Source organism: Pectobacterium aroidearum (assembly GCF_015689195.1).
GTDB lineage: Bacteria > Pseudomonadota > Gammaproteobacteria > Enterobacterales > Enterobacteriaceae > Pectobacterium > Pectobacterium aroidearum.
Genome location: NZ_CP065044.1, coordinates 158,780 through 183,441, shown reverse-complemented (window position 1 = coordinate 183,441; position 24,662 = coordinate 158,780). Strand labels below are relative to the sequence as shown.

The 24,662-nt window shown below is 53.2% G+C and carries 26 protein-coding genes; 10 read left to right on the top strand and 16 right to left on the bottom strand.

Going from position 1 to position 24,662, the window contains the following annotated elements:
* Window positions 1-332 precede the first annotated feature (332 nt).
* The 6 genes from pfkA to cpxP all read right to left on the bottom strand — a co-directional run bounded on the left by pfkA (window position 333) and on the right by cpxP (window position 5,405).
* Window positions 333-1,295 carry a 6-phosphofructokinase gene (pfkA, locus tag I2D83_RS00760; RefSeq protein ID WP_012772882.1) on the bottom strand — a complete coding sequence of 321 codons (963 nt, stop codon included), beginning with the start codon at window positions 1,293-1,295 and terminating at the stop codon, window positions 333-335.
* 207 nt (window positions 1,296-1,502) lie between these two features.
* Entirely contained in the window at window positions 1,503-2,405 is a 903-nt protein-coding gene (fieF, locus tag I2D83_RS00755; RefSeq protein WP_012772881.1) for a CDF family cation-efflux transporter FieF, read from the bottom strand.
* Window positions 2,406-2,448: 43 nt separating this feature from the next.
* The gene (locus tag I2D83_RS00750; RefSeq protein ID WP_205947375.1) at window positions 2,449-3,636 is read right to left on the bottom strand and encodes a sugar transporter; all 1,188 of its coding nucleotides are present in this window, start codon (window positions 3,634-3,636) and stop codon (window positions 2,449-2,451) included.
* Window positions 3,637-4,010: 374 nt separating this feature from the next.
* The gene (locus I2D83_RS00745; protein WP_205947374.1) at window positions 4,011-4,373 is read right to left on the bottom strand and encodes a type II toxin-antitoxin system HicB family antitoxin; all 363 of its coding nucleotides are present in this window, start codon (window positions 4,371-4,373) and stop codon (window positions 4,011-4,013) included.
* Window positions 4,370-4,645 (bottom strand): type II toxin-antitoxin system HicA family toxin, encoded by a 276-nt coding sequence (locus I2D83_RS00740; RefSeq protein WP_181845733.1) that lies wholly within the window; start codon window positions 4,643-4,645, stop codon window positions 4,370-4,372. Before I2D83_RS00740 ends, I2D83_RS00745 begins: the two co-directional genes overlap by 4 nt.
* A 235-nt stretch (window positions 4,646-4,880) precedes the next feature.
* The gene (gene cpxP, locus I2D83_RS00735) at window positions 4,881-5,405 is read right to left on the bottom strand and encodes a cell-envelope stress modulator CpxP (RefSeq protein WP_012772879.1); all 525 of its coding nucleotides are present in this window, start codon (window positions 5,403-5,405) and stop codon (window positions 4,881-4,883) included.
* A gap of 153 nt (window positions 5,406-5,558) precedes the next feature.
* Between cpxP and cpxR the strand changes: the two genes are divergently transcribed.
* The 4 genes from cpxR to I2D83_RS00715 all read left to right on the top strand — a co-directional run bounded on the left by cpxR (window position 5,559) and on the right by I2D83_RS00715 (window position 10,759).
* Window positions 5,559-6,257, top strand: coding sequence for an envelope stress response regulator transcription factor CpxR (cpxR, locus tag I2D83_RS00730; protein WP_012772878.1), 699 nt, complete (start codon window positions 5,559-5,561; stop codon window positions 6,255-6,257).
* Entirely contained in the window at window positions 6,254-7,624 is a 1,371-nt protein-coding gene (cpxA, locus tag I2D83_RS00725; RefSeq protein ID WP_010281575.1) for an envelope stress sensor histidine kinase CpxA, read from the top strand. Before cpxR ends, cpxA begins: the two co-directional genes overlap by 4 nt.
* Window positions 7,625-7,814: 190 nt before the next feature.
* Window positions 7,815-9,989 (top strand): PA5441 family protein, encoded by a 2,175-nt coding sequence (locus I2D83_RS00720; protein WP_205947373.1) that lies wholly within the window; start codon window positions 7,815-7,817, stop codon window positions 9,987-9,989.
* Entirely contained in the window at window positions 9,959-10,759 is an 801-nt protein-coding gene (locus tag I2D83_RS00715) for a DUF3142 domain-containing protein (protein ID WP_182100780.1), read from the top strand. Before I2D83_RS00720 ends, I2D83_RS00715 begins: the two co-directional genes overlap by 31 nt.
* A 10-nt stretch (window positions 10,760-10,769) precedes the next feature.
* Here I2D83_RS00715 and I2D83_RS00710 read toward each other — a convergent pair whose 3' ends face one another.
* Window positions 10,770-11,234: a tRNA (cytidine(34)-2'-O)-methyltransferase gene (locus tag I2D83_RS00710; RefSeq protein WP_012772875.1), complete on the bottom strand. Its 465-nt coding sequence runs from the start codon at window positions 11,232-11,234 to the stop codon at window positions 10,770-10,772.
* A 196-nt stretch (window positions 11,235-11,430) separates the two neighbouring features.
* Here I2D83_RS00710 and I2D83_RS00705 point away from each other — a divergent pair, with 196 nt between their 5' ends.
* The gene (locus I2D83_RS00705) at window positions 11,431-11,751 is read left to right on the top strand and encodes a hypothetical protein (protein ID WP_205947372.1); all 321 of its coding nucleotides are present in this window, start codon (window positions 11,431-11,433) and stop codon (window positions 11,749-11,751) included.
* A gap of 13 nt (window positions 11,752-11,764) precedes the next feature.
* Here the strand turns inward: I2D83_RS00705 and I2D83_RS00700 are convergent, their stop codons facing one another.
* From I2D83_RS00700 to ugpB, 6 genes are all read right to left on the bottom strand, one after another.
* Window positions 11,765-12,721, bottom strand: coding sequence for an AEC family transporter (locus I2D83_RS00700; protein WP_205947371.1), 957 nt, complete (start codon window positions 12,719-12,721; stop codon window positions 11,765-11,767).
* 262 nt (window positions 12,722-12,983) lie between these two features.
* Window positions 12,984-13,733: a glycerophosphodiester phosphodiesterase gene (ugpQ, locus tag I2D83_RS00695; protein ID WP_205947370.1), complete on the bottom strand. Its 750-nt coding sequence runs from the start codon at window positions 13,731-13,733 to the stop codon at window positions 12,984-12,986.
* Window positions 13,733-14,806, bottom strand: coding sequence for a sn-glycerol-3-phosphate import ATP-binding protein UgpC (locus I2D83_RS00690; protein WP_205947369.1), 1,074 nt, complete (start codon window positions 14,804-14,806; stop codon window positions 13,733-13,735). Before I2D83_RS00690 ends, ugpQ begins: the two co-directional genes overlap by 1 nt.
* Before the next feature lie 25 nt (window positions 14,807-14,831).
* Window positions 14,832-15,677, bottom strand: a complete 846-nt coding sequence (ugpE, locus tag I2D83_RS00685) for a sn-glycerol-3-phosphate ABC transporter permease UgpE (RefSeq protein ID WP_012772870.1) — start codon at window positions 15,675-15,677, stop codon at window positions 14,832-14,834.
* Window positions 15,678-15,689: 12 nt separating this feature from the next.
* Window positions 15,690-16,577: a sn-glycerol-3-phosphate ABC transporter permease UgpA gene (gene ugpA / locus I2D83_RS00680; protein ID WP_181845690.1), complete on the bottom strand. Its 888-nt coding sequence runs from the start codon at window positions 16,575-16,577 to the stop codon at window positions 15,690-15,692.
* A 72-nt stretch (window positions 16,578-16,649) separates the two neighbouring features.
* Window positions 16,650-17,984 carry a sn-glycerol-3-phosphate ABC transporter substrate-binding protein UgpB gene (gene ugpB / locus I2D83_RS00675; RefSeq protein WP_012772868.1) on the bottom strand — a complete coding sequence of 445 codons (1,335 nt, stop codon included), beginning with the start codon at window positions 17,982-17,984 and terminating at the stop codon, window positions 16,650-16,652.
* 185 nt (window positions 17,985-18,169) lie between these two features.
* On the opposite strand from ugpB, the gene I2D83_RS00670 reads away from it, so the two are divergent.
* Window positions 18,170-18,376, top strand: coding sequence for a hypothetical protein (locus I2D83_RS00670; protein WP_181845692.1), 207 nt, complete (start codon window positions 18,170-18,172; stop codon window positions 18,374-18,376).
* Between the two features lie 49 nt (window positions 18,377-18,425).
* Here I2D83_RS00670 and I2D83_RS00665 read toward each other — a convergent pair whose 3' ends face one another.
* The 3 genes from I2D83_RS00665 to ygbI form a co-directional block, all read right to left on the bottom strand.
* Window positions 18,426-18,842, bottom strand: coding sequence for a hypothetical protein (locus I2D83_RS00665; RefSeq protein ID WP_205948118.1), 417 nt, complete (start codon window positions 18,840-18,842; stop codon window positions 18,426-18,428).
* A gap of 1 nt (window position 18,843) precedes the next feature.
* On the bottom strand, window positions 18,844-19,539 hold the full coding sequence (locus I2D83_RS00660; RefSeq protein WP_012772863.1) for a hypothetical protein: 696 nt from the start codon (window positions 19,537-19,539) through the stop codon (window positions 18,844-18,846).
* 114 nt (window positions 19,540-19,653) lie between these two features.
* Window positions 19,654-20,412: a DNA-binding transcriptional repressor YgbI gene (ygbI, locus tag I2D83_RS00655; protein WP_205947368.1), complete on the bottom strand. Its 759-nt coding sequence runs from the start codon at window positions 20,410-20,412 to the stop codon at window positions 19,654-19,656.
* A gap of 336 nt (window positions 20,413-20,748) precedes the next feature.
* Here ygbI and ltnD point away from each other — a divergent pair, with 336 nt between their 5' ends.
* The 4 genes from ltnD to otnI are packed head-to-tail and all read left to right on the top strand — an operon-like array spanning window position 20,749 to window position 24,403.
* Complete coding sequence (gene ltnD / locus I2D83_RS00650; protein WP_012772861.1) at window positions 20,749-21,663, top strand: L-threonate dehydrogenase; 915 nt, start codon at window positions 20,749-20,751, stop codon at window positions 21,661-21,663.
* A complete protein-coding gene (otnK, locus tag I2D83_RS00645) occupies window positions 21,660-22,934 on the top strand; it encodes a 3-oxo-tetronate kinase (protein WP_205947367.1) in 1,275 nt (424 codons plus the stop codon). Before ltnD ends, otnK begins: the two co-directional genes overlap by 4 nt.
* Window positions 22,931-23,587 (top strand): 3-oxo-tetronate 4-phosphate decarboxylase, encoded by a 657-nt coding sequence (otnC, locus tag I2D83_RS00640; RefSeq protein WP_180779124.1) that lies wholly within the window; start codon window positions 22,931-22,933, stop codon window positions 23,585-23,587. Before otnK ends, otnC begins: the two co-directional genes overlap by 4 nt.
* A gap of 33 nt (window positions 23,588-23,620) precedes the next feature.
* Window positions 23,621-24,403: a 2-oxo-tetronate isomerase gene (gene otnI, locus I2D83_RS00635; protein WP_181830213.1), complete on the top strand. Its 783-nt coding sequence runs from the start codon at window positions 23,621-23,623 to the stop codon at window positions 24,401-24,403.
* Window positions 24,404-24,662 lie beyond the last annotated feature (259 nt).

Genomic DNA, 24,662 nt, shown 5'->3' with positions numbered 1-24,662 from the left:
AGAAACCGGATATATGCCTGCAGTTACCGATTTTACATCTTGCTGAAAAACGCCTTGTTCAACCGGGAGCGTCCATATACGCGGCGAAAGCTTGCGCCACGTCGGGAACGTGTCGCAAGCGGTCCGTTAAGCCAGATACCGACGAAGGAACCGCGTCAGCGGCATAATTCGCGCCTAAAGCCTTGGGGTCACGGGGCGAGCGGCGCTTGAGACGCCCCGTGTCGGGCGCGTGCTACGAGGTAGCATGAAAATAACAACATTATCGCGCACGAAACCGTCTTAACGTCAGCATAAAAATAGACGAAGAGACAGAAAACATCAGCTTTTTGGTATCAGAACAGCTTTTTCGCCGTATCCAACCAGTCCCCTTTGAAAGGACGCTTCATGTTCTCGATAGCGTCAACGATGTCATGGTGCACCATTTTTTCATTCTGGATACCGACGCAGCGGCCGCCGTAACCCTGCTGTAGCAACTCGATAGAGTAGGCACCCATGCGCGAAGCCAGAATGCGGTCATATGCAACCGGAGAACCACCGCGCTGAATGTGGCCGAGTACGGTCGCACGGGTTTCGCGCCCCGTTTCTTTTTCAATGTATTTCGCCAGCTCGTCGACGTCGCACACCAGTTCAGTGATAGCCACAATCGCGTGTTTTTTGCCTTTCTCGATGCCCGCTTTGATTTCACAGACCAGATCTTCCGGGCTGAACGGCACTTCCGGCAGAACGATGAATTCACAACCGCCGGCAATCGCCGCCGCCAGCGTCAGGTCACCGCAGTGGCGTCCCATGACTTCAACAATGGAAATACGCTGGTGTGAAGAGGAGGTATCACGCAGGCGGTCAATCGCTTCCAGCACGGTTTCCAGCGCGGTAAAGTAGCCGATCGTGTAGTCCGTACCCGCCACATCGTTATCGATCGTGCCGGGCAAGCCGATACAAGGGAAACCCATTTCGGTCAGACGCTTAGCCCCCATATAGGAACCGTCACCGCCGATAACAACCAGCGCATCCAGACCGCGTCTTTTCATATTTTCTACGCAAACCTGACGCACTGCTTCGTCACGAAACTGCGGGAAACGCGCAGATCCCAGAAACGTGCCGCCACGGTTAATCACATCCGATACGCTGTAGCGATCCAACTGCTCCATGCGATCTTCGTACAAGCCCTGATAACCATCATAAATGCCGTAAACTTCCAGCCCTTCCGTTAGTGCAGCGCGAACCACACCACGAATTGCCGCATTCATACCTGGTGCATCGCCACCGCTCGTCAACACTCCGATTCTTCTAATCATGACAACCTCTGGACTTGTAGATGTAATTTTGCAGGATTCTTCTATCGTAAATTCACCACCGCCGTGAAACAGGCGGCAACGCCTTATTCTTTTATTAGCATATTATAACAAACACCCGAAGCTGAATTGATTCAGGTCAGGCTAAATTGTGCATAAATTTTCATGGCCTATCACGTTTTTAACATAAAATGCTGAAAACACGGTCAACTACGCCGTCAGCCTGCCGCGCTGATTTTCCGGCACGGCGGAAACCGGATCCTGATGGATAATAATGTCAGCCCCCGGAAAACGTTTAAGTAATGCCTGCTCCAGATCGTCTGCAATTTGATGTGCCTGAACCAGCGGCAGTGCATCATCCATTTCCAGATGCAGTTGAATAAAACGTGTTGGGCCGGAACGTCGGGTACGCAACGCATGTGCGCCACGAATGCCCGGCCAGTTCACAATCACCTCAGCAATAGCACGATGCTCATCATCCGGCAGCGCCCGATCCAGCAGTGACTGCACGGCGTCATACCCCATGCGTAACGCGCTATATAAAATGTAGCCGCCGATACCCAGAGCAAACAGCGAGTCGGCACGCGTAATGCCTTTCCAACTGAGCGCCAACGCCACCAGAATCGCACCGTTCATCAATAGGTCGGACTGATAATGCAGCATGTCCGCACGAACCGCCTGGCTGTGCGTACGCTTCACGACCCAGCGCTGGAACGATACCAGCAGCAGCGTGGCGACTAGCGCAATGAGCGTCACCCACATCCCCACTTCCGGCGCGTGCAGCGTCTGCGGTTCCAGCGAGTGTTGCAGCCCCGTCAGAATCAGGAACAACGCCGAGCCGGAGATAAACATGCTCTGCGCCAGTGCAGCCAGCGATTCCGCTTTACCGTGGCCGAACGCATGTTCAGTATCCGCCGGCTGCAACGAATAGCGCACCACCAGCAGATTCACCAGCGACGCGGCGATATCCACCAGCGAATCAACCAGTGACGCCAACAGGCTCACCGAACCCGTGTGCCACCAGGCAAACACTTTCATTATGAACAGCACCAGCGCCACGGCAGTTGCGCTCACGGCGGCCAGCGTCACCAGACGCGCATAGTGTGGATTCATCATGCCCTCACAGAAAACCGATCGCCTGGGTTGTTACCCACGTTCAACTCGTTAATGATGTTTTTAACACACGGGAATAGCGAACAAACGTCAAAATACAGCATACCGTCGCCAGCATCGCCATCGCCGCTCCCATGAAGCCGATGTCGGGCAAGCCCAAATGGATAATAACCTGATTGCCCAGCAGCGCACCGCCGCCGATGCCAATGTTATAAATCCCCGAATAGAGCGCCATTGCCACATCCGTTGCATCCGATGCCAGCGTCAGCACTTTGACCTGCATACCCAGGCTCAGCGCCATAATGGCGATTCCCCAGACGATGCACAGCGTCGACAGGCTCCAGCCGCTAAATGACAACGGCAGCAGTAACAGCAAACATGCCGCCAGAAACGCGAAAGAGACAATCAGAAAGCCCGCCGGATACTTACTGCTGTAACGGCTAAACAGCATGCTACCAATGATTCCGGCACCGCCAAAAATCAATAGCAAGATGGTCGTGAAGTTCTCACTCAACAACGCCACTTTCTGGATAAACGGCTCAATATAACTGTAGGCGGTAAAATGCGCCGTCACGATCATGACGGTCAGGCCGTACACGCACAGCAGTGCCGGACGTTTCAGCAGAAGAGGCAAACTCTTCAATGAACCGGAATTGCTGCTTGGCAACACGGGCAGCAGTTTCATCAGACCCACCATAATCGCCGCAGCAATCAGGCCAATCAGGACAAACGTCACACGCCACCCCAGATACTGACCGACCACACGTCCCAGCGGTAACCCCAGCACCAGCGCCAACGCCGTGCCGGTCGCCAGCAGGCTTAATGCCTGCGCCTTTTTGTCCGCAGGCGCCAGACGCACCACCAGCGATGCCGTAATCGACCAGAATATTGCATGAGCCAGCGCCACGCCGATACGGGCGATCACCAGCACCCAATAGTTCCAGGCCAGACCGGATAGCACATTACTGATGGCGAACAGGATAAAGATTTTGATCAACAGGCTACGTCGTTCCATATCGCTGGACAGCAGCATACAGGGTAACGACATCAGCCCGACCACCCAGGCGTAAATCGTAATGATCAGCCCAACCTGCGCGGCGCTCATGGAAAAGCTGGCGGCGATATCTGACAACAACGCAACAGGGGCAAATTCCGCGGTGTTAAAAATGAATGCCGCCAGAGAAAGGCTGACGACGCGTAACCAGGCGGTCGAACGGGAAGAACGGATCATGGCATTGATATCAAAAGTTAAAATAAAAGAATGCGCCCTCTGTCGTGGCAGAGGCTAGCGCGATGGAGCAATGGTACAGGGAAAGTATGACATCGCCATGTAATCGGCGAGCGGCCAAGGGTGTTTCAGCGTGCTTTTATGAGGATGTCAGCCAAAAGCCTGAAGACAGGTAAGGGAGCATTCATGAGCATCATTTTTGGTGCTCATATTCTACGCTTTACCGCCCCTTTACGCTGTCTTTTTTCGTGCTTTTCTTACTCAGCTTTTATCCTGCTCTCTATCGGGAAAGCATGGATTGCATCAAGAGATTTCGCGGTGTACTACGGGCTTTCACTATTGTGTTTATGCAATAAAACCGCCTCATCGGGAGATCGTTAAGCCTGTTTCATACGTTCATTAAGCGTTTCGACAATAAATGTATTCACTGAAATTTGACGTTCAGCCGCCGCAATAGTCAGTCGTTCTCCGAATGATTCAGGATAACGGAGAGTGAACGTTTTCACCTTCTCTTCACGTTCGTAAGGTTCAATGCCATTTTCCTGACAGTCTTCCAGATATTCACGTAGCGAAATTTCGCCCTCGTTTCTCAGCCCATTAATACTGTCAGCGACAAAATCACAGTAGCCAGATAAGCCAATAAACTTACCGCGAAACATACCGATTTCCGGTACATAGCTGATAATGGCCGATTGGCCGGAAACAACCATCGTATTTGGTGTGTTAAGTGCTTTAGTCATGGTTTTACTCCTATACTTTCCAACCATTCACGCAGGTTAACCAATGCGCCTTTATCAGTATCCGGTGACGGGTGAGGACGATGGAACCGGGCGATACTCCCATTCAATAAAAATCGCACCCGTGACCCGCTACCTTCCTTAATTTCACCACCTAACGCAGTGATGAGTGACTCAACATTTGACCATTTAACACCTGAAAGCACGGGTGTTTTGAAAATTTGGCTCAGCGTTTCTCGCTGCTTTTTTCGTAGACTGGCTATTTTTCCCTGCATTGCCGATTCCATGATGTCATTTTTTGAAGTCATTATAGACACCACAAACTTGAAGTCAAAAAGTGAAGTCAAAACCTGTTATCGACATTAAAAAAGGCAAAAAAAACCCTCCATCATGGAGGGCAAAAAGACAGGGATGGTGTCTATGGCAAGGAAAAACAGGGTGTGTACCTACTACACATTGCTACTCGGACTGCACTACGTTTACTACAGACTACTTACTACACTAGCGCTACTACTCGGGATTCTCTGTCTCAGTCTGGTTTGTCGTGCCTGGTGCTGGCGCGGCCATCTGGTTAAACATGGATATCTGCTGCTGCATCTCTTTCATGCGTTGCTTATGCTTCACATCTAAGATCTCTTTCTGCGCCGGCGTCAGCAGGTTATACATTTGGTTGCGCACTCGGGTCATCTGAATCTGACGCTCAATCTGCACACTCATCATTCGGGTTATCTGCGCTCGCACCGCCGCTTCATCAAACGTTTCTGCCGTCACCAGCTTGTGCATGGCTTTAACATCTTCGGCATTAAACGCCGGTTTGTCCTGACGACTCTGGTGCATCAAATCACGCATTTGCTGACGCTGTTGCTCAGTCAGCCTCACGCCATCGAACATACCTTGCTGGCCGGAGACACCTTTTGTGGCGGAATCATCGATATGCCAGCCGCTCGCCGGGGCGTCTCCACTTTCTGCTGCAACGGCGGTAAAAGTGCCTAGCATAAGCAGTGAAGCAAGAGATAAGGTTGCAAACTGTTGCATCGATAACTCTCCAGAGCGGTACGTCATTTTGTGAATCAATGAGCAGGAGTCTACGCATCTTGCTGCAAACATGCGTCAGAGGATGTAAAACTACGTAAAGTCATGGAATAGCGCTAATCTATGTCGTATTTTGCCCTTGGAGGTAGAGAAAACATGAATAAAATTCTGCTGGTTGATGACGATAGAGAGCTGACATCTTTATTGAAAGAGTTGCTCGAAATGGAAGGTTTTAACGTCGTTGTCGCCTACGACGGCGAGCAGGCGTTACAGGTATTAGATAACACCATTGACCTGTTATTACTGGATGTGATGATGCCGAAGAAAAACGGTATCGATACATTAAAAGAACTACGACAGCAGCATCAAACGCCGGTCATCATGTTGACCGCCCGCGGCAGTGAATTAGACCGCGTTCTTGGTCTGGAACTGGGTGCGGATGACTATCTGCCGAAGCCCTTTAACGACAGAGAACTGGTGGCGCGTATTCGCGCGATTCTCCGCCGTTCCAATTGGACCGATCAACAGCAAGCGGGCGATAACAGCGCGCCGACGCTGGAAGTCGACGGCCTGCGTCTGAACCCCGGACGTCAGGAAGCCAGCTTTGACGATATCGTACTGGATTTGACGGGCACAGAATTCACGCTGCTCTATCTGCTGGCACAGCGGCTGGGACAGGTGGTTTCACGCGAACATTTAAGCCAGGAAGTGCTGGGGAAACGACTGACACCGTTTGACCGCGCGATCGATATGCACATCTCGAACCTGCGACGTAAACTGCCAGAACGCAAGGATGGCTTGCCCTGGTTTAAAACGCTGCGTGGACGAGGCTATTTGATGGTATCGGCTGCATGATCAATAGTTTGACCGCCCGTATTTTTGCCATTTTTTGGTTAACGCTGGCGCTGGTACTCATGCTGGTTCTGATGGTGCCCAAGCTGGACTCGCGCCAGCTTACCGCCCTGCTGGAAAACGAGCAGCGGCAGGGCATCATGCTGGAACAGCATATTGAAGCAGACCTTGCCAACACGCCTGCCAACGATCTGCGCTGGTGGCTACGGCTGTTCTGGGTGTTGGAGAAGTGGGCTCCGCCGGGACAGCGCCTTTTTCTGGTCACCAGTGAAGGCCGAATCTTCGGCGTAGAGAAGCATGAAACCCCAATTGTGCGTAATTTTATCGGGCTGTCGGATAACGCCGATCACCCGCAAAAGAAAAATTACGGCCGCATTGAGCTTCTCGGCCCTTTTGCGATCCGCGATGGTGATGACAACTATCAGCTCTACCTCATTCGTCCTGCCAGCAGCCCGCAGTCAGATTTCATCAGCCTGCTGTTTGACCGCCCTCTACTGCTGTTGATCTTCACCATGCTGATCAGTTCACCGCTGTTGCTGTGGCTCGCCTGGAGTTTGGCGAAACCCGCACGTAAGCTCAAACACGCCGCCGACGAAGTCGCCAAAGGCAACTTACGCCAGCACCCTGAGCTGGAGTCCGGCCCGCAGGAATTTCAGGCGACGGGCGTCAGCTTTAACCAGATGGTCAGTGCGCTGGAACGGATGGTCACCGCACAGCAGCGCCTGCTGTCGGATATCTCTCATGAGTTGCGTACGCCGTTGACGCGCTTGCAACTGGCGACGGCGCTGCTGCGTCGGCGTCAGGGGGAAGGCAATGAGCTGAACCGCATCGAGACGGAAACGCAGCGGCTCGATAGCATGATTAACGATCTGCTAGTACTCTCACGCAATCAGCACAAGAACGAACTGACCCGCGAGTTCCTGCGTGCCGATGAGCTGTGGGGCAATGTGCTGGACGATGCCGCCTTTGAAGCCGAGCAGATGGGGAAAACATTGGAAGTTCCTTATCCACCGGGGCCGTGGACGCTCTTTGGCAACCCTGCCTCGCTCGACAGTGCGCTGGAGAATATCGTGCGCAACGCGCTGCGTTATTCGCACAACCACATCGAAGTGGCTTTCTCAGTGGATAATCAGGGCATCACCATCAAAGTGGATGATGACGGCCCTGGCGTGAGCCCGGAAGATCGCGAACAGATTTTCCGCCCCTTCTACCGTACCGATGAAGCGCGCGATCGCGAATCCGGCGGCAGCGGTTTGGGCCTCGCTATCGTGGAAACCGCCATTACGCAGCACAAAGGCTGGGTCAAAGCAGAAGACAGTCCGCTGGGTGGATTGCGCTTGATCATCTGGCTGCCATTGCATCAACGGTAAATCGAACGGGTTCTTCCCCGCCGCCGACATTCCCGCGACAACTCACATTCAGGTGCCCGATAGGGCACCTGTCATGTTCTGTTTACCTTCTCAAAGTTACACTGGATTGCGTTTTTTACGCGATTGCGTAGAGTGATCGCCACTCATGCCGAAAACAGGCAAGACCCGTGTTAAATGAAGGATACCAACCATGAAAGGAGTAACGCTGCTGGCTGGCGTACTGATCGCGTTAATGAGCAGTCAGGCATTCAGTTCCAGCGATGGAGTGTGCGGCTTTTCCGACTCAGAATGTGGCATGTCCGCCCTGCCTTACCTGCAACCGGGTAATGACACGCGTACGAATCTGATGTTGTTGCAAAGCCGTCTCCACGGAATTTCGCTTCCGTTACCCCATCCTTTACCCGATCAAGCGCGTTCACGTATCGACCCTTTCACGGCCTACCGAGTCATGGGGATCGCGGCGACGGAAACACCTCAGACGTCAGAGTCAGGAGAGGACGTCACGGCTGATGCACCTTACCTCTCGACGCTCAACAAAGCGAAGCAACTGCACCTTCCTTTGTCCGTTCAGAGCACTATCTCCACGTTTTCGCCTGATGATAACGAAGGACGGCATATTTCCAATGCGCTCTCCACGTTGGAGGCGTTCTTCGACGTCCTGTTGGCGGATAAACAGCTCACAGAGGAACAGCGCACGCTGCTGGCACATCAGCGGGTGAATCTCCTCAATCCGTTGTATACCAAAGACGCGCTGAACGAAGGTCTCGCAAGACTGCCGGACGAAGGGAATGCCGGCGCACTTATGCAATATTTATTCGCGGTTCTGGCGTTCTATCAGGGTCACTTTGATGAGGCGGAAAGCGGTTTTCAGGCGTTGGTATCATCACCACAGCCCTGGGTGGCCGAAACTTCACGCTATATGCTGATTCGCGTGGCAATCAATAAAGCCATGGAAAATGCGCTTGATGAATACAACATGTTCGACGCCGGTAAAGCCGATAAGGCCACTGCTCAGTTGGCCGTTCAGCATATTGATGACTACCTGAAACAGTATCCCGAAGGGCAATACGTCGATTCCGCTAACGGACTGTATCGCCGCGCCTACTGGATCATGAATGATACGAATGCCCTGGCGAAAACGTACCAACACGAACTGGACGGCACCACCGACGTCGAAGACCTCCTTGAATTGAACGATGAGATCGACAATAAGCTGCTGGAAAATCGGCAATTCACCAGCGCGCCGGGCAGCACACCGTTGACGATGGTGCAAGATCTCAAGCGCTTGCGTTCGGATGAAGGCTGGCTGGCATTACCCGCCTTATCCACCGAAGAACTGGCCGCGCAGAAACCGCTGTTTGAGCAAGACAACATGCAGGACGCGTTCAGCTACCTTCAAGCCGCCCAGCTGTTTTATGGTCAAAAAGATTACGCCGCTGTGGTTAACAGCGTTCCCGCTACGCAGGAAAACGATCTGACCGATACCGTGCGTTTTAGTCTGCAAGTATTACGCGGTCGTGCACTGGTACGTCTGGAGCGCTGGGATGAGGCAGAAGCGCACTGGCGCCAACTGTTAACACGCAAGATGGGGTACACGCAAAATCAGTTCCTGCAATTGGCGCTGGCAGAAACGCTGGTCAAGGCAGGCCATCCCGAGCGAATTTTTACCGCTGATAGCCCGGTGAAAAACCTGCGTTTCCGTTCTGCCGTGCTGAAGATTAGCGCCAACGCCGATTTGCTCCGTCAGCAAACGGGCGCGCAGCAGAGCCATGAGGAGCGGGCCATTGCGCTGCATACGCTGTTAACCAAATCGCTGACTCACGGCGATTACGCCAGCTATCTCAAGGATGTTCAGTTGCGAAAAGACATCGCACCACTGGTCAGCAGCGAAAATCAAAGCTGGAATCAGGAAGATCTGACGGCATTTGACTGGGATGGTAGCGACACCGAAGAAGACTATCAATGTCCGGCACTGAACGACGTGGTCACAACACTGAACCAACGGCCGAATGACGCGCGTGCGATTAACTGCCTCGGCGAGTTCTTCCTGCGCACCAATAACAGCGTGGGCTTCGACTGGGGTGAAGGCAGCATGTTGAGCGGGCTCACCAACGCGCCAACGCAATTCGTCGGCACCGAATATAACCGTCTAGATGGTTATATGAAGGTGATTGCCGACCCGAAAGCGCCACCGGAAGACAAAACCTATGCCCTGTATCGCGCGGTCTACTGCTATGCGCCGAGCGGCTATAACGACTGTGGTCCACAGGAAATCAGCAAGGCAACCCGCAAAGCCTGGTTTACTCAACTGAAAACCAAATACAAAGGCAGCGTGTGGGCAGACAAGCTCGATTATTACTGGTAACGCCGTCAATCGTGCTGGCCTGCATACTCTCATTCTGTACGCAGGCCACTTCCGTTAACGCAGCACCCTCAACCGTCAACGCGGCGAACACCACCGTCGATGCGACACGCTATCAGGATTTCTGGCTGTGGGCAGCGGTAAAGCCGCAGCCCATCCTGCATCAAGCCCAGACGTTGTACCTGCATCAGGGAGAAGTGGCTCGCCGTCAGGGCAAGGTCGTGTTTCTGCGCCAGGGGATCCCGCCGAGCCAGCTGCGCGTTAACCGTGTCTGGCTGGCTTTCCGCATGACCACGCTGGAACTTTCCGATCGCCATCTGAACCGGATGCTAAAGCTACGGGAAAAATGGCAGCGCCACGGTAATCAGGTTGTCGGGATTCAGATCGACTTTGACGCGAAAAGCTATCAGTTGGCTGGCTATGTCGCGTTTTTGACACAGCTGCGTGAGCGTTTACCCGAGGATTGTCAACTCAGCATTACCGGGCTGCTCGACTGGTCAAAAACCGGGGATGTGTCGGCGTTGAACCGCTTACAGGGTAAGCTCGATGAAGTGGTGGTACAGACCTATCAGGGGCGTAACACCATTACCAACTACGCCGAGTACCTGCCCGCGCTGATGAAGCTCACTCTGCCTTTTCGGGTAGGGCTGGTACAAAACGGCAAGTGGGAACCGCAGTGGCAGCATCGCCTTGCCACTTCACCGTATTATCGCGGGGAGGTGGTGTTTCTGGTGAATCCACCACTGAAAAAATCCGCCACCGGCAGGCTGTAGCCTGTCGTGACTACAGGCAACCGCCGAAGCCGTTTTGCCGCCAGGCTTCATAGCTGATGATCGCTACCGCATTCGACAGGTTCAGGCTGCGATTGTTGGACTGCATAGGGATGCGGATACGGAAATCCGATTCAAAGCCATTGCGAATCTCATCCGGTAACCCCGACGTTTCCGAGCCAAACAGCAAGACATCACCTGGCTGATAGGCTGGCTGGTCATAAGGGCGACTGCCTTTGGTGGTACAGGCGAAGATGCGCTTGCCGGGAACGGCGGCCAGAAAATCCTGATAATTTTTATGACGGCTGACGTTCGCCAGATCGTGATAATCCAGCCCTGCACGGCGCAGTTTTTTCTCTTCAAAATCAAACCCCAGCGGTTCAATCAAATGAAGCGTACAGCCGTTGTTAGCCGCCAGTCGGATAATATTGCCGGTGTTTGGTGCAATTTGAGGCTCATAGAGCGCGATATGGAACATGAGATAACGTCAACCACGAAGGAAAATTCCGCCGCAGTATAACGCATTCCAACAGGGCAACCCAAAACCTGTGCATGCAGGATTGCGGATTACTCTGCACGACGTTTTCCTCTACAGCGATTACACTTAAGGAAACACATCAGGCTAATGTACTGATGAAAACACGATGCGGGCATACAGCCTGTGTGGAGGTTTAATGAAACACCCTACGACATTACTGGCCTGTGCTGTGCTGCTCGGCCTGCCGCTTCTGGCAAACGCCAACACGACACAAGCACCCACGCCTCAGCAGCAGTTTGAGAGCGGCATCAGCAGCCAGAAACAGTTGCAGCAGAATATGCAGCAGAGCCAGAAAGTGCAGCAACAGCAATTGAATCAGCAGCTCCAGCAGCGCAACCAGCAGTTGCAGCAACAGCGCAACCAGCAGTTGCAGCAACAGCGCCAACAGCAGCTACAGAAAGATTTAGAGCGGTCGCAGAGAACCACGCCGCCACCGCCAATTAAACAGAACCCCTGAGGCTGCTGCGGCCTTATAGCCGCACACCCATCAGCGTCAGAATCAACGGCGTGGTTAATGCCGCCATCGCCGTTGATAGCAGCAGGCTTGATGCCACCGGGCCCCCCAGCACACCAAACTGGCGCGACATCAGATAGACGTTGACGCCCACCGCCATCGACCCCAGCAGCACAACTGCACGCGTCTCCATTTCCGGCAGGCCAAGTGCAATCGCAATCCCCCAGATCACCAGCGGCTGTACCAGTAGCTTGATCGTGCAAATCGCCGTACTGATCTGCCAGCCGTCGCGCACGCGGTATTCCGCCAGCCCCATGCCCAGCGCCACCAGCGACAGCGGTGCGGCAATCTGCCCCAGCATGGAAAGCGGCTGATCGATATATGACGGCAGCGGCAAGCCGGTCAGGCTGAACGCCGTACCGGACAGAATGCCAATAATCAGCGGGTTCTTCAGCACACCCAGCGCGGTTTTGGTAAAGCCTTGCAGCGACAACGCCCCGTTACGCGCCCATTCCACCGACACCGTCACCAACGTCCACAAAATCAGCCCGTTAAACACCACCACCAGCGCGACCGACGGGATTGCTTCTTCACCCAGCATCAGCGTGGCAATCGGCAGCCCCAGCATCACGTTATTGGAAAAGATGCCGCTCAGCGCAAACAGCGAGCCGGAGACGCCATCGAGATGAAAGATCTTGCGCGCCACGATGCGGCCTAAGACAAACACCAGCAGGCAGCCGCCGAAAAAGGCGATCAGCAGCCGAGCGTCCACCACTGGACGTTGGGAGAAATCCGACATCAGGCGGAACAGCATGGCGGGCATGGCGACGGAGAAGACAAAGCGCGTCATGCCGTCGGTCACGGTAGTCGGCCATTTACCGTAGCGAATCAGGCTGTAGCCGAGCGCAATCAGAACAAAGAGGGGTAACGACAGAAAAATCTGGTGCCAAAGCGAAACAATAAATGCGGGCATGAAGCCACTTCCTTATTACCGGCACCAAGTCAGAAAGGGGATCCGTTATTATGGAGATATACCCTAAATAATTCGAGTTGCGTGACAAAACGTTAGCGTTTTGAACAACGCTATGCGTTGACCCTTTAGGGCAAGGCCCATTTATGGCCTTGTAATGCGGCAACTGCGAGAATCCCCAGGAGCTTACTCAGGTAAGTGACTGGGGTGAGCAAAGGCAGCCAACGCACAAGCAGCTTGAAGTATGACGGGTATAAGGCAGACCTCAGCCGGTCGCGAAGCTTGCCCCAATTAAATCTATCCGGTCAGTACAGATACAGTCAACGCCCCAATCCAGCAAAGTTTGCGCGCGATCAGGTTGGTTAACGGTATAAACCAGAATGCGTAAACCCGCGGCTTTCAGCGCCGCAACGCGCTCTGCCGTCAGCAGTTTGTGATTCAGGTGGATGGACACGCATCCCAGACGCTGCGTTAGCGTCAGCCAGCCCTCCTCCCATTCATCCAGCAACAGCCCGCGCGGGAGTTCCGGTGCAGCCTGCTGCGCGGCTTCCAGGGCATCGATGGAGAACGATGACAGTAGCGGTGCAACCGGATGATCGGCCCACAGCTGACGCGCCGCCAGCGCAATCACCCGTCCGGTTTCGGTTTCATATCCGGTAGTGGGTTTAATCTCGATATTGGCCGCCATGCCATACTGCACGCAGCGTTTTGCCACTTCCGATAGCAGCGGCAGGCGTTCACCAACAAATTTATGACCGTACCAGCCGCCGACATCCAGCCCGACCAGCTTGTCCCACGGCAGTTCTCCAGCAACGCCCCAGCCATTGCTGGTGCGCTCAAGCGTGTCGTCGTGCAGGAGGAAAATCTGGCCGTCCTGCGACAGCTTGGCATCAAATTCGATCATCTTGTGACCGAGGCTGGCGCCAACATCAATCGCCGCCAGCGTGTTTTCCGGTGCCAGTGAACCACCGCCGCGATGGGCGACAATGCTCGGGTAAGGCCAGATTGTTTCCATTATTCCATCCGTAATCCGCTTTGCGAATCAAACAGGTGCCATGATGACGTCGGTAAATGCAGCCAAAGCGTCGAACCGATGGCGGGACAGTGCTCATAAGAGAGCCGAGCGATCACGTTCTGTCCGCCCCACTTACCGTGCGCTAAATTGTCCGCGCCCAACAGTTCGAGTGTGTCGATCTGCAACGGAATACCGTCGGTTTCGCGCGTTGCCAGCTGAATATGCTCCGGTCGTACCCCCAGCGTCAATGCTTTACCGCGCCACTGCGGCTTCGGCTCAGGCAGCGCCAGCGCGATGTCGTCGCCGATTTCAAAGCGGCAGCCGTCATCGCTAATGCGACCCGACCACAGGTTCATGGCAGGTGAGCCAATAAAACTGGCCACAAATAGCGAGGCCGGACGGCGATAAATCTCAGCAGGCGCGCCAATTTGCTCGGCGATCCCTTTGTTCATGACGATGACGCGCTGCGCCAGCGTCATGGCTTCAACCTGATCGTGCGTGACGTACAGACTGGTGGTTTTCAGGCGCTGGTGCAGTTGCTGCAATTCCAGCCGCATCTGTACGCGCAGTTTGGCATCCAGATTCGACAACGGTTCATCAAATAGGAACACCGCCGGTTCACGTACAATCGCCCGCCCCATCGCCACGCGCTGACGCTGGCCGCCTGATAGCTCACGCGGTTTGCGTTGCAGCAGCGGCATCAGTTCCAGAATTCGCGCCGCGTCTTCAACACGCTCACGAATCTGCGCCTTGCCGAGACCACGAATTTTCAGGCCGTAAGCCATGTTGTCGAACACGTTCATATGGGGATAAAGCGCATAGTTCTGGAACACCATCGCAATACCGCGATCTTTCGGTTCCAGATCGGTGACCCGCTGGTTATCAATATAGATATCGCCGCTGGTGGTGCGTTCGAGGCCTGCCACCATGCGCAGCAGCGTCGATTTACCGCAGCCCGATGGACCCACCATCACCACGAATTCGCCGTCAGCGACATCCAGATCGATGGGTTGGATAATCTGTGTTTTGCCATCGTAAGACTTGGTGACGGCCTGAAGTTTTAAACATGCCATAAGCGTTTCCGAAATTCGTCTCGATTTATTTTTCGCTGTCGACCAGACCGCGAACGAACCAGCGCTGCATCAGTAACACCACCAGCAGCGGCGGCAGCATGGTCAGCAGCATAGCGGCCATCACCTGATTCCACTGGGTCGCCCCGTCACCGGAAGCAATCATGCTTTTAATCCCGGCGACCGCAGTCCCCAGATTGGCATCGCTGATAATCAGCAGCGGCCACAGATACTGGTTCCAGCCGTAGATGAACGTGATCACGAACAGCGCCGCCAGATTGGTCTTCGACAGCGGTAAAACCATGTCGAAGAAGAAACGCATCGGGCTGGCGCCGTCAATACGTGCCGCTTCCATCAGCTCATCCGGCAGCGTCATAAAAAACTGGCGAAACAGGAAAGTCGCGGTCGCCGAGGCCATCAGCGGCAGCGTTAAACCGGTGTAACTGTCCATCATGTCCAGCCGAGCGATCACTTCCACCGTCGGGAAAATACGTACTTCCACCGGCAGCATCAGCGTCAGGAAAATCATCCAGAAGAACAGGTTGCGCAGCGGAAAACGGAAATAGACGATGGCGTAAGCGGACAGGATCGATACGGTAATTTTGCCCACCGTAATCGCCAGTGCCATCACAAAGCTGTTGAGCAGCATCAGTCCGAACGGCGTAGTGTTGTTGCCCGCGCCGTGCAGCCAGATATAACGCAGGTTTTCCCACAGGTGAGTACCGGGGATGAGCGTCATCGGTGCCTGAAAGACTTCCTGATTATCCAGCGTGGCGGCCACAAACCCCACGTACAGCGGAAACAAGACGGCAAGGATGCCGACGATCAGCATGACATGGCTGAAAATATCTAATCCGCGACGATTCTCAATCATTGCTATCGACCTTCATTGATAGTTCACCTTCCGTTCAACAAAACGAAACTGAATAATGGTCAGCCCGATAACCAGCATCATCAGCACCACCGACTGCGCTGCCGAACTGGACAGATCCAGCCCTGCGAAGCCCTCGCGATAAATTTTGTAGATCAGCGTGGTCGTCGACTGCACTGGCCCACCGGCCGTCGCGGCATCGATAATCGGGAAGGTGTCGAAAAAGGCGTACACCAGATTGACCACCAGCAGGAAGAAGCTCACCGGTGAGATCATGGGTAACACCAGATTGAAGAAACGCCGTACGGGCCCAGCGCCATCAATCGCGCCCGCTTCCACCAGTGAACGAGGGATCGATTGCAACGCAGCGAGAAAGAACAGGAAGTTATAGCTAATCTGCTTCCAGACCGACGCAAGGACGACTAAAAACATCGCCTGACCGCTGTGCTGCGCGTGGTTCCACGTGTAGCCCATCAGCCCGAGAAAATGGGTAATCAGCCCCAGACCGGGGTTAAACAGGAACATCCACAATACGGCAGCGACGGCAGGTGCCACAGCATAGGGCAGGATGATCAACGTCTGGTACAGGCGGCTGGCACGGATGACATAGTCCACCAACGCGGCCAGAAAGAGTGAAATCAACATGCCAAACCCGGCTACCAGAAAGCTGAATATCAGCGTGGTATAGAACGAATCGAGGTAGTAAGGGTTATTGAACAACTGCCTGAAGTTTTCCATGCCGACAAATTCGCTGGATAACCCAAACGGATCGAGATTCTGCACCGAATACCACAGCGCCTGGCCAGCGGGCCAGATAAAGAAAATCACGGTAATCAGCAGTTGAGGTAACACCAGCACGTAAGGCAACCAACTGCTGCGAAAAACGGGGCGGGATGATGTCATGCGGTAACTCATTGCAAACAGAAAAGAAACAGGCCGATTCCCTTCGGCCCGGTATTGCTCAACAGAAGCGTATTACTTCGTCGATTGCTCAAAGCGACGCAGCAGCGCGTTACCGCGTTCAACCGCGCTATCCAACGCCTGTTGAGGCGTCTTCTTACCTGTCCATACGCTTTCTAATTCTTCATCCACAACGGTACGAATTTGCGGCATGTTGCCCAAACGCAGGCCTTTGGTGAACGGCAACGGTGGCTTGTTCAGCATCTGACGCGTGGCGATATCCGCACCTGGGTTTTTCTCGTAGAAGCCCTGCTTCTGCGTCAGCTCATACGCCGCAGTAGTAATTGGCAGGTAACCGGTTTTCTGATGCCATTCAGCAGCATTTTCCGGCTCGGCCAGGAACTTCATAAACTCAGCGACGCCTTTGTAGGTCGCGGCATCTTTACCGCCCATCACCCACAGGCTGGCTCCGCCGATAATGGCGTTCTGCGGTGCGCCTTTCGCATCAGCGTCATACGGCATCATGCCAACGCCGTAGTTGAACTTGGCGTGTTCCCGGATGTTCGCCAGAGAACCAGAAGAAGCGGTCGTGATGGCGCAGTCGCCATTGTAGAATTTCTCGGTCGGCTCATCCTTGCGCCCGAAATAGGTGAAGTCACCCTTCTTGTTCATGTCCTGCAACAGCTGAATGTGCTTAACCTGCGTCGGCTTGTTGAATTCCAGTACGGCATCGGTGCCGTCAAAGCCGTTATTCTTGCTCGCAACTGGCAGACCGTGCCAGGCGCTGAAGTTTTCAATCTGAATCCAGCCCTGCCAGCCGCTGGCATAGCCGCACTTCATCCCGGCTGCACGCAGTTTGGCGGTGTACTCAGCCATTTGCTGCCAGGTTTTCGGCGGTTGCTCAGGATCTAAACCGGCCTTTTTGAAGGCATCTTTGTTGTAGTACAACACCGGAGTAGAGCTGTTAAACGGCTGCGACAGCAGGTGGCCGCTCTTCGCATCGGTGTAATAACCAGAGACAGTCGGCACAAACACCGACTCATCGAAATTAATGCCTGACTCTTTGAAGACTTCATAGACAGGTTTGATGGCTTTACTTGCCATCATGGTGGCCGTACCGACTTCATAGACCTGCAAAATGGCGGGCGCATTCCCAGCGCGGTAGGCCGCAATCCCGGCAGCCAGATTCTGCTCATAGTTGCCTTTGTAGACCGGCACAATTTTTACATCGCTGTGTGCTTTGTTAAAACGGTCAGCCAGAGAATTCACTTCTTTCCCTAGTTCGCCTTCCATAGAGTGCCAGAAAGGAATTTCTGTCGCGGCCTGCGCACTGGCGCTCATCAGCGCTAATGCCACACACGCCGCGGCGGTGCGAATAGCATGTGTTTTACGAGTTGTGTTGTTGAACATGCCTGTCTCCTGCAATCAATTAAATGCGCCATCATCACGGCGTTTTTTATGCGAAGGTAAACATGACATGGGCGCATGACAGAAAAATAACTGGAAGATGACGGGAAAGTGACAAGGAAAGGAGAGGCATAAGTAAAGAAGTCGCTTATACTACAGTAAATAGATTTTACAGGTTTTCACTAAACATGGACAACAACCAGCGTAATAAGTGGAATAACAGTCTAAAAACCAATATTCAAGATAATGCTGGTCGTTACTCCTTATACCACGCTATCTTGGCAGGAGATGAAAGCGGCGAAAGCCCATTGACGCTGCATGAAATTGCCGAGAATAAAAAGCGTAATCAGAATAGTTCTTCTAGCCCGCCTCCATCGCAACAAAGACTAGAGTAACGGCATAACTATAAGGTTCTATTAAACACTCTGACTACCCTATTCAGGGCTATTTTCGTATGACATCAACGATAACGGTTTTCGGATCGTTGATGATTCCTATATGTATCGTTTTATCTGAATCCGCAGACTTCCAATACTCACCCGTCGTGTCTGTGTCGCTCAGCGTAAAACCAAGCGACGCTAGATAGCTGCGTATGCTTGTCGCATCATTGGTGTTTTGAAACGTAATATTGCTGACTTCCAATGCAGAGCCATCAACCGTGGCATAGCCAAAATCATAGATAGAAGAAATGCGCGGGCAATTTTTAATGATATCGTCAGTCAGCATTTCATATCGTCGGGTGTCCTGTTCCGTGTAGCGAGAACTCCCCTCCGTCAGAATAACCATGGCAGGCCAATAATAGATAAGCGGTAAGGCAATTAGGATCGATATGACGAGTGGTATAATTATCTTTTTTTTCATGTTATTTAAAGAAATTTGTTGTGAGTTCAGTACCATCGTAGGATGCAATGCCTACATTTCCTGACTCAAAGTCATTATAAGGTTGTATTGTTTGCATAAAAGATGGGAGAAACCCTAACCGAGGTTGAGCATAGGACATGAGCTCAGGATCAGGAAATAAAATAGGTCGGAATCCTATATTTTTAAAATTTCCGATAGGACCATAGAAATCCCATCGTTTTAATGCTTCTTCTTTACTCACTGGCCGTAATAAATAAAAAGGGTTCGGAGTAGAAACCACTCGGTAGAAACCTAATAAATCTGAAACAAGATCTTCCCCACTAAATCCACTATCTGTAACTAAATTGAATGGAAAAGAAGCCTGCATAGATTCAAACCGTTTCGCTACGGTGAGCATCATAGCAAGAGCAATGCTATGTCTTTCTTGAAGAGACCTTCCTTTTTTTATCCGCCATTTAATAAACCGGTTGATAGTGACACTTCTTCTGAGTCCAATCATGCCTTGTTTATAGGTAACATCGTAGTATGGCATTCCGTCTTCAGTATTCTCTCCGACATACATTTGTTGAATAATATCCTTAATGTCGTCCCCTTTCGCATGGCCTAAATCAATCCAACCTAGCACCTCAGTATAAATCAAGCCATATGTCACACCAGAGGCTTGTCGGCCATCAATAATTTCACTACGCACACTCATTATTTACATTCCTTTGTTTTCATGAGTTTATGTAATTAACGACATCGCGATAATACGTTTATTTCCACATTGGACTCAAGGCGATAGTTAGGCCGTCCCAATTTGGCTATCCCCTCACGCCACCAGCACCTCCACCCCCATTTTGCTCAAGGCTTCTTTGGCGGCGACAGGTAGGCCGTCGTCGGTGATGATGCTGTCGAATACGCTGAGCGGCGTAGCGAGATGGGTGGCAATGCGACCGTATTTCGAGGTGTCACACAGCAGTACGCACTTGCTGCTGGCTTCTACCGCCGCGCGTTTCACAACCACTTTGTCTTCGTTCGGCGTGGACAGCCCGCGCAGGCTCCAGGAAGACGCGGAGATAAAGGCGATGTCGATAAACAGGTTGCGCAGCGCCTGCGCCACGGCTTCCCCAATGCAGGATCGGTTTTCCCGACACAGCGTGCCGCCGGTGTGGATCATGCGGCACTGGCTGGACTCAATCAGAAAAGCGGCAATCGCAAAATCGTTGGTGACAATCAGGAGATCGTCGCGTTCAGCCAGCTCGCGCGCCAGCGATAGCGTCGTGGTGCCTGCATCCAAATAAATGCAGCTATTCAACGGAATGTGCTGCGCCGCCAGTTTACCCATCGCCGCTTTCTGCTGGCTGAACATCACGGATTTATCCTGATGCGACGGTTCAATCGCCAGACGCTCGGGCGAGCGCACGCCGCCGGAGACGCTCAGCAGCAGGCCATCCTGCTCCAGCTTTTGCACATCGCGCCGTACCGTCATGTGCGACACGCCCAGCCGCTCGGTCAATTCATTGATGCTTACCACGCCGCGTTCGGCGATCAGCGCCAGAATCTGTTGATGACGTTCTACTGGAATCACGCTGTTCGTTCCCTGTTTGAGAGTGCTGGTCTGATAACTCTGGTTTGATAAATATTGTGAGAGATACCCCGTTTGATGACGATAATTATCATAAATTCACGTCATACACCACGCCAGACATGATTGCGTTCATCGTTACGCAACGAGAAATCATAATTAATTACATGATATACAAAGAAAATTAAGGATATCTCTTTCCCGACGGTGTTCAGCTACACTGAATCATCACGATCTCAATGTTAATTTATGTGATAAAAATCACCATAATTTGTTCTGATAGTCCTTATATTTAACACCAGAGAACAAAAAATCACTAATTTTAACAAGGCAACCACGATGAAAAAGACTTCTGATTATGCTGTCGCCGTTATCGGTCTGGGTTCCATGGGTTTTGGCGCTGCGGCGTCCTGCATCAATGCTGGCCTGACGACATACGGCGTCGATATCAACCCGCAGGCGCTGGAACGGTTACGTCAAGCGGGTGCGGCGCAGGCCGACACACGTATTGATGCCTTCGCTGACAAGCTGGATGCCGTGGTGCTGCTGGTCGTAAACGCCGCACAGGTTAACGGGATTCTGTTCGGTGAACCGCAGGTCGCCGCGAAACTCAAGCCCGGCACCGTGGTCATGGTGTCTTCCACAATCTCCGCGCAGGATGCCAAAAACATTGAACAGCGTCTGGCTGAGCATCAGCTGATCATGCTGGATGCACCGGTATCCGGCGGGGCGGCAAAAGCTGCCGCAGGCGACATGACGGTCATGGCATCCGGTTCCGATCTGGCCTTTGAGAAACTGAAGCCCGTGCTGGATGCCGTCGCGGGCAAGGTTTACCGCATCGGTGAAGAAATCGGGCTGGGCGCAACGGTTAAAATTATTCACCAGTTGCTGGCAGGCGTACACATCGCCGCTGGCGCGGAAGCAATGGCGCTCGCCGCCCGTGCCGATATCCCACTGGATATCATGTATGACGTGGTGACCAACGCCGCCGGGAATTCCTGGATGTTTGAGAACCGCATGCGTCACGTTGTCGATGGCGACTACACGCCAAAATCCGCCGTTGATATTTTCGTGAAAGATCTGGGGCTGGTCACCGACACCGCCAAATCGCTCCATTTCCCGCTGCCGCTGGCCTCTACCGCATTCAACATGTTTACCGCCGCCAGCAACGCCGGATTCGGTAAAGAAGACGACAGCGCGGTCATCAAGATTTTCAACGGTATTACGCTGCCGGAAAAGAAGGAGGCGCCATGATCAAGCTAGGTGTGATCGCCGATGATTTTACCGGCGCAACGGATATCGCCAGCTTTCTGGTCAACAACGGGCTGCCGACCGTACAACTCAACGGCGTACCGCCGTCCGATTTTAAGGTCGACACGCAGGCCGTGGTCATTAGCCTGAAATCGCGCTCCTGTCCGGCGGAACAGGCCGTGGCGGATTCACTCAAGGCGCTGGCATGGCTGCAACAGCAGGGCTGCCAGCAGTTCTACTTTAAATATTGCTCCACCTTCGACAGCACAGCAAAAGGCAACATCGGTCCGGTAACCGATGCGCTGTTGGAACAGCTCAGCGAAACGCAGACCATCATCTCTCCAGCGCTGCCGGTGAACGGCAGAACCGTCTATCAAGGGCATTTATTCGTGATGGATCAGCTGTTGTCAGAATCCGGGATGCGCCACCATCCGGTTACACCGATGACGGACAGCAACCTGATGCGCGTCATGGAGCAGCAGGCGGCGGGGCAATGCGGTCTGGTGCCGTATGCCGTGATGGATCAGGGCGCGGAAGCCGTCAAACAGCGGCTGGCACAGTTGAAAGAACAGGGCATCCGCTATGTGGTGCTGGATACGTTGAACGAACAACACCTGCTAACACAGGGTGAAGCACTGCGCGACATGAAACTGGTCACTGGCGGTTCCGGCCTGGCGATTGGTCTGGCACGCCAGCTGGCAGACCCAACAAAACAAACCGGTTCCGCCACCGAGGCAGGCAAGCCACAATCCGGCGCAGGCGTTGTGCTGTCCGGCTCCTGCTCAGTGATGACCAACAAGCAGGTCGCTCATTACTTGAAACAGGCAGCGGGTCGCGCGATTGACGTCGCTCGCTGTCTGGAAAGCGATGATGCCCAGCAAGCCTACGTGCAGGAACTGGCCGACTGGGTAAAAGCACATCGTGATGACGCACTCGCGCCGCTGCTATACGCCACGTCATCACCCGACGAACTGGCGCAGATTCAGCAGCGCTGGGGTGCAGAAGCCAGCAGTCAGGCAGTGGAGAAACTGTTTGCTGCCGTCGCCCGCCAGCTTCAGCAGGATGGCTTCCAGCGCTTCATCATTGCGGGCGGGGAAACCTCCAGCATCGTGGTGCAAACGCTGGGCATTCACGCGTTCCATATCGGGCCATCCATTTCTCCCGGCGTGCCGTGGGTACGTTCCACCAATCATCCGCTTTCGCTGGCGTTGAAATCCGGCAATTTCGGTGATGAAGACTTTTTTGCCCGCGCTCAAAAGGAGTTTGCCGCATGAGTGAAAAACACCACAACACTGAAGCCGCACTGAACAGCGAGCAGCGCGCACGCGCGGAAATGGTCAAACTGGGCGCGTCTTTTTTCCAGCGCGGCTACGCCACTGGCTCAGCGGGCAACCTCTCGTTGCTATTAGATGATGGCACGCTGTTGGCAACGCCAACCGGCTCCTGTCTCGGCGACCTGGATGCCGAGCGGTTGTCCAAAGTCAGCCTGAGCGGCGAGTGGATCTCCGGGGATAAGCCGTCGAAAGAGGTTAGCTTTCACCTGTCGATTTACCGTAACGACCCCGAATGCAAAGCGATCGTCCACCTACACAGCACCTACCTGACGGCGCTCTCATGTCTGGAAGGGCTGGATACGCAGGATGCCATCAAGCCGTTCACGCCCTATGTGGTGATGCGCGTCGGTAAAGTGCCCGTCGTCCCTTATTACCGTCCCGGCGATGCACGGCTCGGTGAAGATCTGGCGAAGCTGGCCTCGCGCTACAAGGCGTTCTTATTGGCTAACCACGGCCCGGTCGTCACTGGCAAGGATCTGCGTGCGGCGGCGGACAACATGGAAGAGCTGGAAGAAACCGCCAAGCTGATTTTTATTCTCGGTGATCGAAAAATTCGCTACCTCACCGCTGACGATATTGCAGAGCTCTCTTGATGAGCCATTTTTTGCTGAACCGAGGAGTTAACCATGCCTAAGTTTGCTGCCAATCTTTCTATGCTGTTTACCGACGTGCCGTTTCTCGATCGTTTTAAAGCCGCTGCCGATGCGGGTTTCACTTCGGTCGAGTACCTGTTTCCTTATGAATATCCGGCACCGCTGCTGGCGGAAAAGCTGCGGGAAAATGGCCTGAAGCAGGTGTTGTTCAATACTGCGCCCGGCAATATCGCCGCGGGCGAATGGGGCGTATCCGCCCTGCCCGATCGCATTGAAGATGCTCGCCGGGATATCGATAACGCGCTGGAATATGCGCTGGCGCTCAACTGTCCTTCGGTACTGGTGATGGGGGGTGTCGTCCCGCCCGGTGAAGACCGCGCAGCCTATCAGCAAACCTTTATTGATAACCTGCGCTACGCCGCCGATAAATTTGCACCGCACGGCATCAATATCATGATTGAAGCGCTGAGCGCGAAAGTGAAGCCGAATTATCTGTTCGCTAGTCAGTATCAGGCGCTGGAATTAGCCAATCTGATCGATCGGCCGAACGTCTATATCCAGTTGGATTTCTTCCACGCGCAAATTGTCGATGGCAACCTGACGCAAATTATTCACGATTTGGATGGCCGCATCGGACATATTCAAATTGCCTCGGTTCCTGCACGGCATGAACCCGATGAAGGAGAGATTAATTACCCGTTCATCTTTGCCGAATTGGATCGCGTGAATTATGGCGGCTGGGTTGGTTGTGAATATAACCCGCGTGGCAAAACGGAAGACGGGCTGGGATGGATTAAACCCTGGCTGAAGAAATAAATTATCGCCGTAATGCATGACTATACCCTAAATAATTCGAGTTTCAGGAAGGCGGCAAGAGAAGGAATCCCGATGAGCTTACTCAGGTAAGTGATTCGGGTGACTGAACGTAGCCAACGCACATGCAACTTGAAGTATGACGGGGATATTTTATAAAAAAGCAAACACCAGAGACACCTTTATAAAATACGAGAAAAGGTCAGATTCCCGCATTATTTCAATGTGGGAATCAGGTCACCCTTTTCTTCAAATAAAACAA

Excerpts from the sequence above, each read along its gene's own strand:
- cpxP (WP_012772879.1), bottom strand. The coding sequence starts at position 5,405 with ATGCAACAGTTTGCAACCTTATCTCTTGCTTCACTGCTTATGCTAGGC.
- I2D83_RS00690 (WP_205947369.1), bottom strand. The coding sequence starts at position 14,806 with ATGGCATGTTTAAAACTTCAGGCCGTCACCAAGTCTTACGATGGCAAA.
- I2D83_RS00750 (WP_205947375.1), bottom strand. The coding sequence starts at position 3,636 with ATGATCCGTTCTTCCCGTTCGACCGCCTGGTTACGCGTCGTCAGCCTT.
- I2D83_RS00705 (WP_205947372.1), top strand. The coding sequence starts at position 11,431 with ATGAAACACCCTACGACATTACTGGCCTGTGCTGTGCTGCTCGGCCTG.
- ugpE (WP_012772870.1), bottom strand. The coding sequence starts at position 15,677 with ATGATTGAGAATCGTCGCGGATTAGATATTTTCAGCCATGTCATGCTG.
- fieF (WP_012772881.1), bottom strand. The coding sequence starts at position 2,405 with ATGAATCCACACTATGCGCGTCTGGTGACGCTGGCCGCCGTGAGCGCA.
- ltnD (WP_012772861.1), top strand. The coding sequence starts at position 20,749 with ATGAAAAAGACTTCTGATTATGCTGTCGCCGTTATCGGTCTGGGTTCC.
- cpxR (WP_012772878.1), top strand. The coding sequence starts at position 5,559 with ATGAATAAAATTCTGCTGGTTGATGACGATAGAGAGCTGACATCTTTA.
- I2D83_RS00720 (WP_205947373.1), top strand. The coding sequence starts at position 7,815 with ATGAAAGGAGTAACGCTGCTGGCTGGCGTACTGATCGCGTTAATGAGC.
- I2D83_RS00745 (WP_205947374.1), bottom strand. The coding sequence starts at position 4,373 with ATGACTAAAGCACTTAACACACCAAATACGATGGTTGTTTCCGGCCAA.
- ugpB (WP_012772868.1), bottom strand. The coding sequence starts at position 17,984 with ATGTTCAACAACACAACTCGTAAAACACATGCTATTCGCACCGCCGCG.
- I2D83_RS00700 (WP_205947371.1), bottom strand. The coding sequence starts at position 12,721 with ATGCCCGCATTTATTGTTTCGCTTTGGCACCAGATTTTTCTGTCGTTA.
- I2D83_RS00665 (WP_205948118.1), bottom strand. The coding sequence starts at position 18,842 with ATGAAAAAAAAGATAATTATACCACTCGTCATATCGATCCTAATTGCC.
- I2D83_RS00710 (WP_012772875.1), bottom strand. The coding sequence starts at position 11,234 with ATGTTCCATATCGCGCTCTATGAGCCTCAAATTGCACCAAACACCGGC.
- ugpA (WP_181845690.1), bottom strand. The coding sequence starts at position 16,577 with ATGACATCATCCCGCCCCGTTTTTCGCAGCAGTTGGTTGCCTTACGTG.
- otnI (WP_181830213.1), top strand. The coding sequence starts at position 23,621 with ATGCCTAAGTTTGCTGCCAATCTTTCTATGCTGTTTACCGACGTGCCG.
- I2D83_RS00670 (WP_181845692.1), top strand. The coding sequence starts at position 18,170 with ATGGACAACAACCAGCGTAATAAGTGGAATAACAGTCTAAAAACCAAT.
- otnK (WP_205947367.1), top strand. The coding sequence starts at position 21,660 with ATGATCAAGCTAGGTGTGATCGCCGATGATTTTACCGGCGCAACGGAT.
- ugpQ (WP_205947370.1), bottom strand. The coding sequence starts at position 13,733 with ATGGAAACAATCTGGCCTTACCCGAGCATTGTCGCCCATCGCGGCGGT.
- otnC (WP_180779124.1), top strand. The coding sequence starts at position 22,931 with ATGAGTGAAAAACACCACAACACTGAAGCCGCACTGAACAGCGAGCAG.
- I2D83_RS00740 (WP_181845733.1), bottom strand. The coding sequence starts at position 4,645 with ATGCAGGGAAAAATAGCCAGTCTACGAAAAAAGCAGCGAGAAACGCTG.
- pfkA (WP_012772882.1), bottom strand. The coding sequence starts at position 1,295 with ATGATTAGAAGAATCGGAGTGTTGACGAGCGGTGGCGATGCACCAGGT.
- cpxA (WP_010281575.1), top strand. The coding sequence starts at position 6,254 with ATGATCAATAGTTTGACCGCCCGTATTTTTGCCATTTTTTGGTTAACG.
- I2D83_RS00660 (WP_012772863.1), bottom strand. The coding sequence starts at position 19,539 with ATGAGTGTGCGTAGTGAAATTATTGATGGCCGACAAGCCTCTGGTGTG.